This window comes from Haladaptatus paucihalophilus DX253, assembly GCF_000376445.1.
Lineage (GTDB): Archaea > Halobacteriota > Halobacteria > Halobacteriales > Haladaptataceae > Haladaptatus > Haladaptatus paucihalophilus.
On the sequence record NZ_AQXI01000002.1, the window covers coordinates 394,692 to 409,887 of the forward strand.

At 63.3% G+C, this 15,196-nt stretch carries 12 protein-coding genes; 9 read left to right on the forward strand and 3 right to left on the reverse strand.

Annotation, left to right across the window (positions count from 1 at the left end; all coding sequences use genetic code 11):
- The first annotated feature begins 223 nt into the window (after window positions 1-223).
- Window positions 224-4,159, forward strand: a complete 3,936-nt coding sequence (locus B208_RS0118125; protein WP_018129038.1) for an Eco57I restriction-modification methylase domain-containing protein — start codon at window positions 224-226, stop codon at window positions 4,157-4,159.
- 158 nt (window positions 4,160-4,317) lie between these two features.
- Complete coding sequence (locus B208_RS0118130; protein WP_007981130.1) at window positions 4,318-4,671, forward strand: high-potential iron-sulfur protein; 354 nt, start codon at window positions 4,318-4,320, stop codon at window positions 4,669-4,671.
- Between the two features lie 179 nt (window positions 4,672-4,850).
- On the opposite strand, the gene B208_RS0118135 is transcribed toward B208_RS0118130, so the two are convergent.
- Window positions 4,851-5,564, reverse strand: a complete 714-nt coding sequence (locus B208_RS0118135; RefSeq protein WP_232423859.1) for a nitrous oxide reductase accessory protein NosL — start codon at window positions 5,562-5,564, stop codon at window positions 4,851-4,853.
- Between the two features lie 209 nt (window positions 5,565-5,773).
- Here B208_RS0118135 and B208_RS0118145 point away from each other — a divergent pair, with 209 nt between their 5' ends.
- The 3 genes from B208_RS0118145 to B208_RS0118155 are packed head-to-tail and all read left to right on the forward strand — an operon-like array spanning window position 5,774 to window position 9,362.
- The gene (locus tag B208_RS0118145) at window positions 5,774-7,714 is read left to right on the forward strand and encodes a NosD domain-containing protein (RefSeq protein ID WP_232423860.1); all 1,941 of its coding nucleotides are present in this window, start codon (window positions 5,774-5,776) and stop codon (window positions 7,712-7,714) included.
- Complete coding sequence (locus B208_RS0118150) at window positions 7,711-8,508, forward strand: ABC transporter ATP-binding protein (RefSeq protein WP_007981135.1); 798 nt, start codon at window positions 7,711-7,713, stop codon at window positions 8,506-8,508. Before B208_RS0118145 ends, B208_RS0118150 begins: the two co-directional genes overlap by 4 nt.
- Window positions 8,505-9,362 (forward strand): ABC transporter permease, encoded by an 858-nt coding sequence (locus B208_RS0118155; RefSeq protein WP_007981136.1) that lies wholly within the window; start codon window positions 8,505-8,507, stop codon window positions 9,360-9,362. Before B208_RS0118150 ends, B208_RS0118155 begins: the two co-directional genes overlap by 4 nt.
- 23 nt (window positions 9,363-9,385) lie before the next feature.
- Here the strand turns inward: B208_RS0118155 and B208_RS0118160 are convergent, their stop codons facing one another.
- Window positions 9,386-9,961 (reverse strand): nitrous oxide reductase accessory protein NosL, encoded by a 576-nt coding sequence (locus B208_RS0118160; protein ID WP_007981137.1) that lies wholly within the window; start codon window positions 9,959-9,961, stop codon window positions 9,386-9,388.
- Between the two features lie 509 nt (window positions 9,962-10,470).
- On the opposite strand from B208_RS0118160, the gene B208_RS0118170 reads away from it, so the two are divergent.
- The 3 genes from B208_RS0118170 (at window position 10,471) to B208_RS0118180 (ending at window position 12,999) form a co-directional block, all read left to right on the forward strand.
- Window positions 10,471-10,941 (forward strand): DUF7471 family protein, encoded by a 471-nt coding sequence (locus tag B208_RS0118170; protein ID WP_007981139.1) that lies wholly within the window; start codon window positions 10,471-10,473, stop codon window positions 10,939-10,941.
- 156 nt (window positions 10,942-11,097) lie between these two features.
- The gene (locus tag B208_RS0118175) at window positions 11,098-11,610 is read left to right on the forward strand and encodes a winged helix-turn-helix transcriptional regulator (protein ID WP_007981140.1); all 513 of its coding nucleotides are present in this window, start codon (window positions 11,098-11,100) and stop codon (window positions 11,608-11,610) included.
- 264 nt (window positions 11,611-11,874) lie between these two features.
- On the forward strand, window positions 11,875-12,999 hold the full coding sequence (locus B208_RS0118180; RefSeq protein ID WP_007981141.1) for a hypothetical protein: 1,125 nt from the start codon (window positions 11,875-11,877) through the stop codon (window positions 12,997-12,999).
- Window positions 13,000-13,077: 78 nt separating this feature from the next.
- Here B208_RS0118180 and B208_RS0118185 read toward each other — a convergent pair whose 3' ends face one another.
- A complete protein-coding gene (locus B208_RS0118185; RefSeq protein WP_018129040.1) occupies window positions 13,078-14,061 on the reverse strand; it encodes a BtrH N-terminal domain-containing protein in 984 nt (327 codons plus the stop codon).
- Window positions 14,062-14,465: 404 nt separating this feature from the next.
- On the opposite strand from B208_RS0118185, the gene B208_RS0118190 reads away from it, so the two are divergent.
- Window positions 14,466-15,179 (forward strand): M99 family carboxypeptidase catalytic domain-containing protein, encoded by a 714-nt coding sequence (locus B208_RS0118190; RefSeq protein ID WP_007982980.1) that lies wholly within the window; start codon window positions 14,466-14,468, stop codon window positions 15,177-15,179.
- Window positions 15,180-15,196 lie beyond the last annotated feature (17 nt).

The window sequence follows — 15,196 nt, forward strand, 5'->3', positions numbered from 1 at the left end:
TGAATCAGTCCTATCCGTAATAAACAATTTCGAAAGCGACGTGAGGAATATCGTCGGTATCCGATGCAGTACCGCACCGTTCTCTCCCACTCATTAAATCGTCCACCCTTCCCTCTGTGGATAGCCCGAGGCTCGTTTGTAAAATTTAAGCAAGGCGGAACACCATGGTTCCGTATGCGAACCGGTATCGACGGCTCAACACTTCTCGTCTTTCCCGTCGAACATGTGTGACGACCGAACGCAGGTCGTTCGTCGCCACCTCGACGACGGGCTATCGCTCGGAACGTTCGAGCAGGAATCCCGTCCGACCGAGGAGGCAGCGACTCGGTTCTTTCGGACCCTCTTCGTGCAGCTACTCGACTTCGAAGCGACGCCCTCGTCGCTCGGCGATACTCCGTGGCAGGACCTTCCGGTCAGCGAATGGTCGAGTGCATCGCGGACGATGGCCGCTCGCGTGCTTGCGAAAGCCGGGTCGTTTCGGGTGGTCTACGTGGAACTGGAGGAACTCACGCGGACCGCCGAGCGAAGCGTCGTCCGTGACCTCGCCGATTCCAACCGTTCGGAAGCGTGGGGCGGTAGCGGTTCCTTCGTGGCCGTTTTCCACGCTCCGGACGCCGACGTTTGGCATCTCGTGACGCCGTACGAGGACGGAATCGGTGACATCACCACCGGCCGACCCGTTCTCCGGCGGTACGTCCTCGGAGCGGGCGAAACGCACCGAACCGTCGCCAGCGCGCTGGCGGGACTGAACGCGACCGAGAGCGGTCTCGCCGACCGAATTCACGACGCCTTCCGTCTCGAGCCGGTCACGAAGCGGTTCTACGAGGAGTACACGGAGGTGTTCGATACCCTTCGCACCGAACTCCGGGAGAAGGGAGTGTCGGAGACCGCGGCCGACCAGGGTGCGCACCTCACGCTGAATCGGCTGTCGTTTTTCTATTTCCTGCAAAAAACGGGGCGACTCGGCGGGCGAACGGACTTCCTCCCGTGGTTCCTCCGGCAGTACGAACGCTCCGACGATGTGGACTGCTTCCACGAAAAATGGCTTTCCGCGCTCTTCGGTCGCGTTCATCAACCCGACGGGACGCCCGCCGATACGACAGCTTCCAATGATACCGCAGTATCGGATTCGACGGTACTTTCCGACTCCTCGGCACTTCCCGACTCCGCGCCGTTCCCCAACTCCTTGACGTTCCGCGGTCCGGTCGCCGACGCTCTTTCCGAACGTCCGGAACTCGATGGCGGACTCTTCCGGTCGGATGTCGTCGAGACGGAGGGCGCTTTCCTCTCGGATGCCACCTTGCGCTCCGTCATCCGTGACTTCTTCGAGGAGTATCCCTTCACGCTCGCCGAGGAGCGACCGGACGACATCGACGTCGCGGTCTCTCCCCGGATACTGGGGACGATTTACGAATCGTTCATCGCCGAGCGGGAACGCGACGAGGCGGGTATCTTCTACACGCCACGTACCGAGGTGGACCTGCTGTGCCGGACGGCGCTGTACGAACAGTTCCGCGACCGACTCGACATCGATGAGGCGGACGCCGAACGGCGTCTGGTCGAGTTCGTCTTCGGCGACCCCCTCGATTGGAACCCCGAACCCGCCGAACCGACCGATGAATTGGAGTCCGTCCTGCGCTCGCTCGACATCGTGGATCCCGCGTGTGGCGGGGGTGCGTTCCTCATCGGGATGACGGAGATTCTCACCGAACTCTACCGAAAACTCGGCTACGATGGGGCGTACGGGTTGAAAAAGCGAGTCCTCTCCGAGAACGTCTCCGGCGTCGATATCAAACCGTGGGCGATTCACGTCGCGGAGATGCGTCTCTGGCTCTCGTTGCTCCGATCCGAAGACGGTTGCCCAGACGATACCCATCCCGACGCTACTCGTTCCGCCGATAGCCATCATGGAGCTACTCATTCCGCCGAGACTCATCCCGGCGATACCCATCATGGCGCTCCCTGTCCCGATGTGCACTCTCTCTTTCCCGACCTCTCGTTCGACCTGCTGGTCGGCGACACGCTGGTCCAGAACGCCAGCGCTGACGAGCACCTTCCCTTCGAGCAACTCCGTCACTGCGCCGATGAAGGGGACGATACGGGAGGGGAACTCGAGCGGGAACGCCGCGAGTTAGTGGACCGAAAGACCCGATTTTTCGAGGGAGAACTCGACGACCCGACGCTCGTCGAAGCACAGCGAACGAATCTAGTCCTCGCCGCCCTGGAGCGGGCCACCGACCGGCAGTCGGCGTCCTCGACGAGCGCGACCGCCACGCTCGACGGAATCGAACGGCTTCGGGAGCGGGTCGAGTCGGACGACGGAGACGGGTTCGTCTGGGAACTCGATTTCCCGGCCGTGATGACGACCGGCGGGTTCGATATCGTCATCGGCAACCCGCCATACGTTCGCCACGAAAACATCTCCCCACCGAACCTCCACCAGTTCGGTCCCGACGCGACGACCGCCACCATGTCCCCTGCCACCACGACCACCGCTACCGATGCGTTCCGCACCGATGCGTCCCGCGAGTCGAAGTCGGCGTACAAACGAGCGCTCGGCGAGTTCGTCGAACGGCGGTTCGACATCGCGCCGTACAAGACGAGTGACCTGTACCTGTACTTCTATTTCCGCTCGATGGACGTGCTTCGGGAGGGTGGCACGCTGTCGTTCGTCACCTCGAACGCGTGGTTGGACGTCGATTACGGCGTTCGATTACAGGAATTCCTGCTCTCCGAGGGTGACGTCCGCTATCTCTTCGAGAGCCGCGCCCGGCGGACGTTCGAAGAGGCGGACGTCAACACCGTTCTCTCCGTCGTAAATCGGAATTCCTCCGGCCGATTGTCGAACGCCGTCGAGTTCGTGGCGGCGTACACGGAGTACGACCGATTCGTCTCCGGGGATACCCTCGAATCCGTCCTCGTCGGGTCGGGAACTGGTTCTTCTCTCCCCTTCCACGACGAACGGCTGACGATCAAAACCGGTGACGGGTGGCGGTCCATCGGCGTTCCCGAATCCGCGCTGTGGCGGCTCGGCAGTGCGAGTACGACCACCGACGAGGCCGACGGGTGGGTGCGACCGCGGGGGGACTACCGTTCGGGCAAGTGGGGAAAATACACCAGAGCGCCGACGGTCTTCTTCGATATCGTGGGCAATGCGGACCCTGAACTGGTCCCGCTCGGCTCCCGTTGTGCCGTCCAGCGGGGGACCCGAACCGGCGCGAACCAGTTTTTCTACCTCCCCAGCGACTACTACGACGCGCGTCCGGAGGGGGACTCCCTCGTTCTGACGGCCACCGGCGAGTGGCCCGACGGCGGCTACGCGACGGAACTGGAGATACCGCGGTCGTACTGGATGCACGCGACGGCGGACGGATGGGAGCCGAACCTCGTGTTGAAAACGTCGAAATCGTTCGAGACGCCGATTTTCGACCCCGAATCGCTCGAACCGGGTCGGGGGCTCCGATACGTCCTCCGCATCGACGAGCTGCGGGACGAACTGGACGGGGACGTCGCCGAGTACGTCCGCTGGGGCGAGGAGTACGACCCGAGCCGGGACGATATCGGACGCAAACGCACGCCGTTCCCGTCCTCGGTTTCGAGCCGTGGTGTCGGGTGGTACGACCTCACCGAGGACCTCCAGCGCGGGGACGTACTCCCGATGAAGAGTATCGACCTCCGCCACGCCTACTGGTTTCCGACCCATCAAACGTGGATCGACAACCGCCTTCACGGAATCGAAGTTCCCGGCGGCGAACGGAACCGGCGGTTCGTCGCGGGACTGCTCAATTCGACGTACGGCGCGCTCGCCGCGGAGGTAAACGGCCGCGTGAATCTGGGGCAGGGCGCGCTGGACATCGCGACCGACGACCACAGAAGGACGCCGATTCCGCGCCCGAATGCCGTTGATGACCAGTTGAAAGCCGATATCGCGACGCGGTTCGAGCAACTCGGTGCCCGTCCCATCGCGTCCATCTTCGACGAACTGGGAACCTCCGACCCGGAATCGGTATCGTTCGAGCGCGTCGCTCCCGACCGACTCGAACTCGACCGGCTTGTGGTCCGGGACCTCCTCGGATTCGACGAGGCGGTCCACCGGGACCTCTATCGGGGCGTCGTCAAACTCGCTCGACAGCGAGTCGAGAAGGCCGACGGCGTGTGAATTACCCCTGTCGAACACCTCATCGATTTCACAATGCGACCGGAAATCCACCAAATAGGTTTCAAACGCACGTCGGTGAACTCTCCGCCGACCGGCGCGGGTCTCGAATTCGAGGATGCACCAGAACGCCGATTTACCGTCCACCCGGTTATCGCCGTATGGACCGTTCGACTCGTCTCTCTCGACGGCGACTGCTTCGAGGGCTCGGGGCCTCCCCCGCGGTAGCGCTCGCGGGCTGTCTCGGCGGCCCGTCCGGCGACGAACCGGCCGACCCCGTTCCGAAACCGTATCGAACCGCGACGGCGCAGGGCGGAACCGCTCGGAACCCGGACGCGCTCCGGTCGAAGGGCGGCGTCAACTACCACGCCGCACAAGGAACCGCGACCTGTGCAAACTGCATTCACTACGTCCCCGACAAGAACGGCGACGACCTCGGCGCGTGCGCCGTCGTCAAAGGGGATATCGAACCCGACGCGTGGTGTACGCTCTACGCCCGGTACGACGGTGGCTGATGCCCGGTGCGACGGTACGACGGTAACTGACGGTTCTTCTCGCCGAACTGTCCGCGCGACTATCGCAACTAGTCCGTGATTGTCCGGCCACGGTCGTCGAGCGGACGTGCAGAGTAAACAGATGACTGCACAAGACTATTCACGAAAATCACCGACGTTCTTGCAAACGGTTCGTCTCGCTAGAAGAATCGACCTCGATACTGTTTCGCGGTTTCGAGGGTGAACGCATCGAACCGAACGATGTCGTCCGTCGAGAGGTCGTCGTACCCCTCGACGTACGCTTTCGCGGCGCTCTCGGTCGAAAACGCGAGCGGGTTTTTCATCATCGGGTCGTCGACGTGCTCGGCGTTCATTTCGAGAACGAAGTACTCGTCGGCGACACTGACGAGTTCTTTCGACTCGTGGTCGTGAACCCACTTCGTCCCGATGTCATCGGGGGACGCGTCGTCGTCGAACTGACTCGGCTTTTCGACGTAGGCGACCAAACACCCCGTCGAACAGAAGTGGACGCGCTCGCCGTCCGTCCGCTGCAACTGCGCGTTGTACTTCGGATACATCGCGACTTTCATGTTACAGACGGCGCATTTCTCGTCCTTCGCGGGCGTTTCGGGGGTTCCCTCGGCGGTGTCCCCGTGGGACGTTTCACCATCCGTCGTCTCGTCGTCTCGTTCCGACTCTCCTTCCTCCGTTTCCGTTCCGTCCTCCGTTCGAGTCTCCCCGTCGTTCGTCGTACCCGTTTGACTCATCGTCGCCGCGACCGTCTCGCCGCCGTCATCGCCCGGTCCGCCGCCGAGACACCCCGCGAGAGCGATTCCCGCGCCGAGCGCACCCGTTTTCAGCACTGTCCGACGGTCGAATTTTCCTTCGGTTCCTGACTGGTCCTTTCGTCCCATGGAGTAAGGGTCCCAGTATATTTATTAGGTCATTCTGGTACGGTGGGCGAATCAGCCGGAATGGACGCTGAAAACGGCACGTACGCGATATCACTCGACAGATGCATCGCGCTCGACTGTATTCTCCGACCGTACGGACCACTGGTGGCGGTCGCGCGGTTCGAGATGTGTACCAGTCACGCTATACTGGTCGCCTGGGAAGTATCGATGTGTTTCGACGTGTGACGGCGCTCGGTGTCGTGCTCATCATCGCAACGACCGCCATCGGGGTCGGCTCGTTCGCCGCCGATACGACGGCGACACCCGAACCGGTGGCGTTCCACGAAACGGTCTCGGCCGGTCTCTCGTCGACCGCCATCGAGGAGAGCCGCGAGCGGGACCTATTGGTGCCGCAGGTCGAGGTCTTCTACTCGGGCTATCGGTACGTGCTGGGATACTACGGCGTCTCGGCGTACGCGCGAGTATCGCAGCTTCCGGAGACGACACAGCGGTACGGGACGCCCATCGCCGTCTACGTGAGCGACCTCTCGACGGTTTCGCTTCGCACGACCGAGGACGGCTATCTCGCGCACGACGGCACTCCCGACTGGGTTCGCGCCGACCGGGCGTTCTTCGTCCGCGACAGCGACGGCAGGACGATGGCCGGACCGGCCGTCCCCGCGTTCAGCGACCGAACCGACGCGGAACGGTTCGCGTCGGCCCACGGCGGTCGCGTCGTTCGGTGGGAGACCGCCGTCGAGACGGTCGGGACGGCGGATGACCGCCGCGCGGGAGCGGACGCGTCGTCCAAGCGCGCCGGAGCGGACCGGGACGTGCGAGCGACGGCGGGCTATCGGGACCGGCCGACGTCCGTCGTCGTCGGCCGCGACGCGCCGACAATCGCCGCGGCAATCGACCGAGCGCCCGCCAACACGACGGTGTTCGTTCCCCCCGGCACCTACGAGGGGAACGTGACCATCCGCAAACCCGTCACGCTCCGAGGGGCGCCGGGTGCGACAGTCCGCGGTAACGACTCGACGGGTGTCGTTACCGTTCGTGCTGACCGCGCCGCGGTCGTCGGACTCTCCATCACCGGAACCGAGTCCGGGGCCGGGTCCGACTCGTCCGGGTGGGTCGGCAGCGATCGCGGATGGGATTCGTGGGTGAAAAACGCCTACGCGGACAGCAGCGCGGCCATGCGAGTTGACGACGCCGACGCAACGCTGATCGCCGACGTGACGGTCACGACGCCGGATACCGGCGTTTTTGTCACGAACAGCACCGATGCCGTCGTCACGAACCTCACGCTTCACGGGAGCGACGACCGGTACGAGGGCGGCATGGGCGTCATGTGGATGTACTCGAACGGGGTCGTCCAGAACTCGCGGTTTCTCGACGGCCGCGACAGCGTTGCCACCCATCGCGCGGACGGACTCGTCGTCAGGAACAACACGATGACCGGGGGACGCATCGGCGTTCACCTGATGTACACCTCCGGGACGCTCGTGGCGAACAACACCATGCGCGACCAGCGACGCTCGGGAATCAGCGTGATGACGAAACCGACGAACACCACGGTCGTCGATAACAGGGTGGCGGGAGCCGACATCGGAATTTCAGTCGCCGGAAGTCGGGCCTACGTCGCGCGCAACATCGTGGCGAACAACACGTACGGTTTCGAGGTGACGACCAGCCACTCGATTTACGAGGAGAACGTCGTCTACGGAAACCGAATCGGCGCACAAGCGACCGACCTCCTCGCGTCGAACTCGGTTTCGAACAACGATTTCGTCTCAAACGAGCGCCACGCGGCCTCGACGTACAGCACGTTGCACGTCTGGACGTACGATGGCGTCGGTAACTACTGGAGCGGCGCGCCCGGCAGAACCGCGGGGGACCGCCTCGACCGCTCGTTTTCACCGACGGACCCGGTCGGACGGCGACTCGCCACGATGCCTGCCGTTCGCGTGGTGGCGGAGTCGCCGGGGTATCGACTGACGCGGTTCCTCCGCGGAACCGTGCCCGGGATGCGCACCGACGGCGTGGTGGACCGTCGTCCGCTCTCGCACCCGACCAACCCCGACCGGATTTCCCGCGCGGAACAGTTCGCCGACCGAACCGCGGTTGCGCACGACTCAGCCAACCGAACCGCGATTGCATACGACTCATGACGACGACGCACCCCGACCTTCCGAACGCTGTCGAACAGTCCGCGACCGACGATGCGGGACCCCGCGAATCCACGGAACGCTCCGCGGTCACCGCTGCCGACGTCACGAAACGCTTCGGGGACGTCGCCGTGTTGTCCGGCGTTTCCCTCACGGTGCCGACGGGAACCGTAACCGCGCTCATCGGGCCGAACGGGTCCGGGAAGACGACGCTGCTTCGCACCCTCTCCGGCCTCATCGAACCGACCGAAGGGGACATTACGCGTCCCGAGAACCGGGGACGGGCAATCGGCTACCTTCCACAGACGCCCTCGTTCCGGGGTCAACTGACGGTCGAGGAGACGGTCGCGGCGTACGCCGCCATCGTCGGCGAGGACGACGTGACATCGACGCTCGCTCGCGTCGGACTGGAATCCGCCCGCGACCGACGCGCGTCGAACCTCTCCGGCGGCATGACGCGGTTACTCGGAATCGCCACGGCGCTCCTCGGCTCGCCGCCGCTCGTCGTCCTCGACGAACCGACCAGCGGCCTCGACCCGTCCATGAGCGAGCGCGTCTTCGATATCGCGAACCGGGTCGCGGCGGACGGGACGGCCGTCCTGTTGAGTTCGCACGACCTCGAACTCGTGGCGGAACGCTCTGACCACGTGGTGGCGCTCCGACGCGGGGAGGTTGCGACGAGCGGGCGTATCGAGAGCGTCACCGACGACGAGGGGTCGCTCCGCACGCTGTTCGACGACCTCGTTGCGGACCACGAAGGTCACGTCGCGGTTCGAAGCGCCGGAGGGGACGCATGAGCGACGAGACGGCGACGGCCACGCAACGGCCGACGCGCGCCGACCGCGGCCTCGGACTCCGCGCTGCGGGGCCGGTCTTCCGCCGCGAACTGACGACCATCCGACGAAGCCGCGCCTATCTCGGGTTGGCGGGCGGATTCGCCGTCGCCGTCGTCGGACTCACGCTTCTGGGCGGCGGCGTCACGGTCGGGTACGTGCCCATGATAATCGACCTCCTGACCTACGTCGAGGTGTTGGTCCCGGTGGTCGCGTTCGCGCTCGGCTACCGCGCCGTGCTCGACGACCGAATCAGCGGCGAACTCGCCGTACTGCGGACGTTTCCGCTCCCGCGGGCGGCCTACGTCGTCGGCGTCGTGGCGGCGCGACTGTGCGCGCTGGTCGTGCTCCTCACCGTGCCGCTCGCGCTCGTCGGCGCGATAGCGTTCCTTCGGCCGGAACCCGCCGAATACCTGTTCGCCACGACGAGCGGTGCCGATTCACCCGTTCTCTACGTCCGGTTCGTTTCGCTGACGCTCCTCTACGGTATCGTGAACCTCGTGGGCGGTATCGCCGTCTCCGCGACCGCTCGTTCGGTTCGCACGGGCGTCGTCGTCGCCGTCATCTCGGTCGTGACGCTCTCACTTGGCTTCGACCTGTTCGTGCTCAGCGGACTCGCGGAGGGGATGCTCGGGGAGCGAACGCTCGCGGCCGCCCTCGCGCTCGGTCCGGCCAGCGCGTATCGCGCGCTCGTGATGACGACCGTCATCGGTGCGACGACGAGCGGCGTGACGACGATTCCTCCCCTCTTTCCGACCGTGGCGCTTCTCGCGTGGGCAGCAGTTTTGCTCGCCGTCGCCATCCGTCGGGTTTGGTAGCGCCCCGCCACACCGTTCAGCCGTTAGCGACCGATTTGGCCGATGAGCCGCGGCGTCACCGCGTCATAGTCGATGACGTCACCGCCGTACTCGTCCGCGAACGCGTCGGCGTCCGCGCGCTCGCCGAACGGTAACAGGTCGTCGCCCATCGCGCCAACGACGTCGCTCCCGACGACGTAGACCAGTTCGCTGACGGGCGAGAACGACTCTTCTTGGAGATGCGAGGAGATGAATTGGTCGCCGCCGTCGGAGAACACCTCGTAGTCCACGGCCGAATAGTCCGTGATGAACCCCTCCCGTCGCGTCCAGTCGCGGTCGCTCGCTCGCATATCGTACTGAAATCCCTCCCACGCGCTGCAGAACCACGCGGGACCGTCGTGCTCGGGTCCCTCGTCCCGATAGAAGAACTGCGCTTTCGGGCCGGGATGTTGCTCAAGAACCATCCCGCAGGTCTCACACTGTTTCGTCCCCGTCAGCGCTATCGGCTCCACCGATTTCCCGTTTCCGCTCCCGAGACACCCGGCGAGGAGGGCGGCTCCCGTCGTTCCAGCACCTACGAGGACCGCCCGCCGCGACGCCGCGGGTCGAAGCTTCGTCATTGTCCGTTCTACCTAGTCGTTCCCCAAATACGGTCTGGTAGGGTCCTCGAATCCCGGTCTCGGAGCGGTACGCGCCGTTTTCGCCCCATTTCGTTCGTTTGGCGCGGAGCGGTCCAGCGGCGCCATCGCTCCAACGCGCGTCTCGAAAACGCAGCGGTGACTCGCCGCGTCGAATCGATTAGAGTCGAAACCGGATGCTACGGCTCCCGAGGACCCGCATTCGAAGCTCGCACCAGAACGTCCTTTTCCGACCCGTGGCGATATCCGCCAATGGCACACCCGACAGTCTCGTCCGTCCCGACCGTCTCACTCACCGCTCCCGCTCGCCCACACGTAATCGACGCCGCTCGTCATCGACGTCGTTCGGTTCCGATTCGACGCGCGCGGACGGAAAAGTCGAACGCGACCCGGTGGCACCGACGATGAGTAACGCTTCGAACGCGACGACGGTCGTGGCAGGGTTTATACACAATCGAAGCAAACTCGCCACGTAACGCCGCTGACTCCGTATGAATCTCGGTATCCCGACCCTCGTCTTTGGCACCCCGTGGATGCGAGCGCTCGCTCGTTCGACGAGCGGTGGTCTCGCCGACCCCGCCACGCCCTTGCACCTCGGTAGTACCACGACGGACGTGACGTTCGTCTTCATCGTTCTCGGCGGCATCGCATCGAGCGTGTTGGCCAGCGCCAGCGTGTTCGCCTTTTCACAGCGCCGCTCCCGGCCCTACCTGTTCGTGTCGCTCGCGCTCGGGATGCTCGCGGCGAAGGCGTTCATGGGCGGACTCACCGCCTTCGGATTCGTCCCCGGGGCGACACATCACCTGATAGAGCACGCGCTCGATTTCGCCACGGCGCTGTTGCTCATCGCAGCCGTGGTCTTCGCTCGGATGGAATCCGCCGGGTCCGAGGACCGTCCTCGACGCGAAGACGCCGACGACGAACGAGTAGACACCGACTTCCCGAACGGGTTCGAACAGTGATTTCGCCGACTTCTTTCCGACCGCGCCGCCCGCCCGCTCCGTGAGGACCCATTTTTCGAGGCGCTTACCGCGACAGCACGCGAGAATATCGTGAGGTTTAGAAGTCTCGTCACCTGAGAAACGGGTAGGAACGGCGACACGGAACCACAGCTACACATGACGGAAACACGTACCCGAATCGAGCTTCAGATCCGGCGGAATCCCGGCATTCACTTCAACGAACTCGTGCGGTCGGTCGATTTCGCTCCCGGTCAAATTCAGTATCACGTCCACCGGTTACTCGACGACGATTCCATCGTCGAAGAGAAACTGTACGGCCGAACGCACTACTACTCGCCGTCGTTCGACCCGTGGGAACGGCGTCTCCTCGCGCTGTTCCGCCGGGAAACGTCGCGCGACATCATCGGGTACGTTCTCGAACACGAGCCGACCGACCCGCAAACGGTCGCCGACGACCTCGGAATCGCCCGGAGCACGCTGGAGTGGCACCTGAGTCGGCTCGTCGAACAGGAAGTCATCGTCAAGGAACGCGACGGCCAAAACCGCGTGACGCTCGTGGTGAATCGCCCTGACCGGACGCGAACGCTCCTGAAGCAAATCGCGCCGTCGATTCCGGACCGGTTCATCGACCGGTTCACCCGACTCGTCGATAGCCTTCTCGCCGAATAGGCCGTGACCGGTTCGTCCGTCGAAGCGGGAGAATTTCCCCCTCTCCCGTCCCGAGTCCCGACCTCCTCTCTCCCCCGGGTTCCGACTTTTTCCCCTGAGTCCCGACCTTTCCTCCCGTATCGACACCTCTTTCGATGTTCACACCAGAACCTACTTTCAACGCCACCGATAACCGACACCGTACTGGACGGAGACGCACATGAAACGAAAGCGACGGCCGAGCGCATTCTCGGCTGCACGACAGTCAGAACGCCGAACCATACCATGAACGTCGAGCGAACTCTCCGGAACCTCCTTTTCCTGATCATCGGGTTGGAAATCGCGGCCTCTCCGGTTGCGGCACACACCGGGACGACGCACGCGGCAACGCCCCACTGGATTCTCTTCTCCTTCTTCGTCGGAGGTATCTGCGTGATGGCCGGGGTCGCCGCGGCGATTCGGCGCGAACTCCTCTCGATACCGCTCGCTGGCGTCCTTCTGACGGCGAGTGCCGTCACCGCGGTCTTCGGCGGTATCGGTCTCGTCGAAACCCAAATCGTCGGTCAGACGGCACCGCAGCTCATCGCCATCTATCCGGTTCTGAGCCTGTTCATCGGCGGCCTCCTCGCCGTGGGCGGCTTTCTCCTCGTGCTCACGAGGTACCCGACGAAACCGCAGTACGCCCTGCTTTGCATGGTGTTGGCGGGGTGGATACTCTACCCGACCGTCATGCCGGGACAGGGGTATTACAACCCGCTCGGGTACCTGCTCGTGCTCTCGCTTCCGGCGATCATCGCGTACATCGTTTGGACCGACGCGCGCGGCGTCCTCCAGAGCATCCGTCTTCAGACGACGCCGAAGCTCGTCGGCATCGTCGCGGGGTTGTTGATGTGCGTCTTCTTCGCGTTCTCGGCCGGAACGATGAGTATCAAACCGGACTCCGGGATCAACGCGCCGACGAGCGCGTTCATCATCCCTTACAATGTCGCCAGTCCGCTCGTCGTCTGGCCCGCCGTGGAGTGGTACTTCCCGTCGATTCCGTTCACCGGCTATCTCTCCGTCGGCTCGTTCCTCTTGATGGCCATTCTGGGCGGTTTGACCGGCCTGAACGCGGCCATCGTGACACAACAGTGGTCCGGTTCGGAGTCGGTTTCCGCCACGCCGCTGTTCTCCGGCTCGCTCGCCGCCTCCGGCGCGACCGCGTGCTGTTGCTGTGCGCCCGCGTTCTACGGTGCCCTCAGCGTCCTGTTCGGGACCGCCGTGACGCCCGTCTACTGGTCGTTCATGATACCGTCGTCGCCGGTCGGGTCCACGTTCTTCGCCGCGAGCGTGCTGTTGCTCCTCTGGAGCATCGTTCGGGCGACCGGCGCGTCCGCGGGCGACGCGTGTGCCGTCGCGCCGTCGGAGTGAATCGGAAATCGGAAATTGGGAATCGAAATCGGGAATTCCTGTCGGCGACCGGGATTTGCGATTGGGTCGGATGCCGTCTTAGAGTTCTTCTCGAAGCCGCGTGAACAGTCGTTCTTCGCGGTCCGCGAGCGCCGCCGCCTGCTCGCTGGCGTCCTCGAACAGCGCTCCCTGTTTTTCCCCTTCGACTTCGCTCGCCTCTTTGAGCGTGTCGCCGAGGCCGGTCCAATCGTCCGCGACGGCGTGGAAGCGGTCGGGAATCTCTCCTTCGAGTTCGAGGTCGGATGCAACGTGGTCGAGGAAATCGGCGTACAATCGGCGGAACGCGCCACCGCCCGTTCCCCGCCGTTCGATGTTCTGGTAGGCGAACCGGGCGCACCAGCCCGAATCCTCCAACGCGGTCCACGAGGGGAGGTCCGCCGCGAACCGGCGAATTCCGTCGATACCTTGCGAGTGCCAGCCGCCGTCCTCCGCCGAGAGCATGAGGTCTGCCGTCCGTCGAACCGCGTCCCGACTCGCGGTCGCGAGGTCGGTTTCGATGGTCGGATCGGTCACGACGAGCCATCGGTTGTCGAGCGGGCCGAAGCCGTGGTCGGAGTCCCACGCCTCCCGAAGGTGGGAGGCGGGCAATCGCTGTGTCGTCTCGAATTCGCTGTCGGACAGGAGCACGTCGTCGCCGTCGGTGCCGACGCAGAGGAGGATGTGCGGGCCGAAGTGCGTGTTCGTTTCGAAGTAATCGAGGTAGTAGAGGTCCACGAACAGCATCACCGGAACGTCGTCCGCGAGATACTCACGAACGTCGCTCCACGCCGCACCCCACTGCCGTTCGCTGTCCTCCCGGTAGTCGATGCCGAGCGTCTCGAAGAACCCCGTCTCCAACTGCCCGTTTCGCCCCATGATGAGACGGCTCGCCGGGCCGCGCTCGTAGTATCCGAAGCCGAGTCCGGAACCGAGACCGAAACAGAGCGATTCGTCGAAGCCCCACTGGTAGAAGTCCGAGAGGTTTCGAAGCGACGCGGAGCCACAGTGCGCTCCGGGTGTGTGGTCGTACTCGGAGAGGTGCATGCGTACTCGATGGACGCGGCGTGTAAAGTAGTGACCGTCTTCGTTCTTCGAATAGTCGGACTCAAACCTTTTGATCAGTTATCGAGAATCTCGATGCTGGACGGCTGCATCTGTCTCTTCCCATTACATCCCTCATGTGTGGATATTGCTGGTGGGCTCAACATCGGATTTCCCAAACCCTCATTGAACATATGATAATTATAACATTAATTAAAAATTGTTATTTTATTATATTTCTATAATATATTTTAAATTGTGAGCAATTAAGTGCTATTATCTACATTTACGAACTGATGCAATATATCAAGCGCGGGGACGATGAGTTATTTAACCGAACACGACGTTCGTTTCTACGTTTCACTGGTGCCGCAGCTACTACTTCTGCTTTTCTCGCAACGCAAGGGATGAGCACCGCTGCGACTCGGACCAAATATACCATCCGCGAGGATACGCTGGACGAAACCGAGGTGTACGTGACTGATACGCAGAAATCGGGGCCGACGGCGGTCGTGGTAGGCGGCATACAGGGTAACGAACCCGCCGGTTACGATGCAGCCAGGGACATCAAAACGTGGTCGATAGACCGAGGAACCCTTGTCACGATTCCACAGGCGAATCCGATTGCGATTCGCCGGGATACATACTTCAACGACAGGGGGAACCTCAATCGGAAGTTCCCGCCGGGGGAAACGCCGACGACACCGCTCGCACGGGCGATTTGGGGCGTTCTTACGTCGTACGACCCGGACGTGGTTATCAATCTCCACAGTTCGCGAGGCATCTATCGGGAAGACGTCGGACCGGACGGCGTCGGACAGGCGATCTACCCGACGACCGTTTCGGGTGCCGCTCGTGACGCGATACGCACGAAAGAGTACATGAATCGATATCATCTCGACGACTCTTTTCCCGACCACTATCGATTCAAGCGCGGCAATCTGATCGATGGGACCCGTCCGTTACTCATCCACAAGGTCGATGCCGACCTGAACGAACCGGGATTCATCATCGAGACGACCCGGTACGGGACGAGCCTCAAAACGCGGACCCGTTGGGAGCTCAACATCGTTCGACATCTGCTGGGACGACACGGAATCCACCGGACGTACGAAAATTGAAATCGGGATGGTTTCGG

What these genes read in the sequence shown, in the direction of transcription:
- B208_RS0118170 (WP_007981139.1), top strand. Translation starts at nt 10,471, where the DNA reads ATGAATCTCGGTATCCCGACCCTCGTCTTTGGCACCCCGTGGATGCGA.
- B208_RS0118160 (WP_007981137.1), bottom strand. Translation starts at nt 9,961, where the DNA reads ATGACGAAGCTTCGACCCGCGGCGTCGCGGCGGGCGGTCCTCGTAGGT.
- B208_RS0118130 (WP_007981130.1), top strand. Translation starts at nt 4,318, where the DNA reads ATGGACCGTTCGACTCGTCTCTCTCGACGGCGACTGCTTCGAGGGCTC.
- B208_RS0118150 (WP_007981135.1), top strand. Translation starts at nt 7,711, where the DNA reads ATGACGACGACGCACCCCGACCTTCCGAACGCTGTCGAACAGTCCGCG.
- B208_RS0118135 (WP_232423859.1), bottom strand. Translation starts at nt 5,564, where the DNA reads ATGGGACGAAAGGACCAGTCAGGAACCGAAGGAAAATTCGACCGTCGG.
- B208_RS0118125 (WP_018129038.1), top strand. Translation starts at nt 224, where the DNA reads ATGTGTGACGACCGAACGCAGGTCGTTCGTCGCCACCTCGACGACGGG.
- B208_RS0118175 (WP_007981140.1), top strand. Translation starts at nt 11,098, where the DNA reads ATGACGGAAACACGTACCCGAATCGAGCTTCAGATCCGGCGGAATCCC.
- B208_RS0118155 (WP_007981136.1), top strand. Translation starts at nt 8,505, where the DNA reads ATGAGCGACGAGACGGCGACGGCCACGCAACGGCCGACGCGCGCCGAC.
- B208_RS0118185 (WP_018129040.1), bottom strand. Translation starts at nt 14,061, where the DNA reads ATGCACCTCTCCGAGTACGACCACACACCCGGAGCGCACTGTGGCTCC.
- B208_RS0118190 (WP_007982980.1), top strand. Translation starts at nt 14,466, where the DNA reads ATGAGCACCGCTGCGACTCGGACCAAATATACCATCCGCGAGGATACG.
- B208_RS0118180 (WP_007981141.1), top strand. Translation starts at nt 11,875, where the DNA reads ATGAACGTCGAGCGAACTCTCCGGAACCTCCTTTTCCTGATCATCGGG.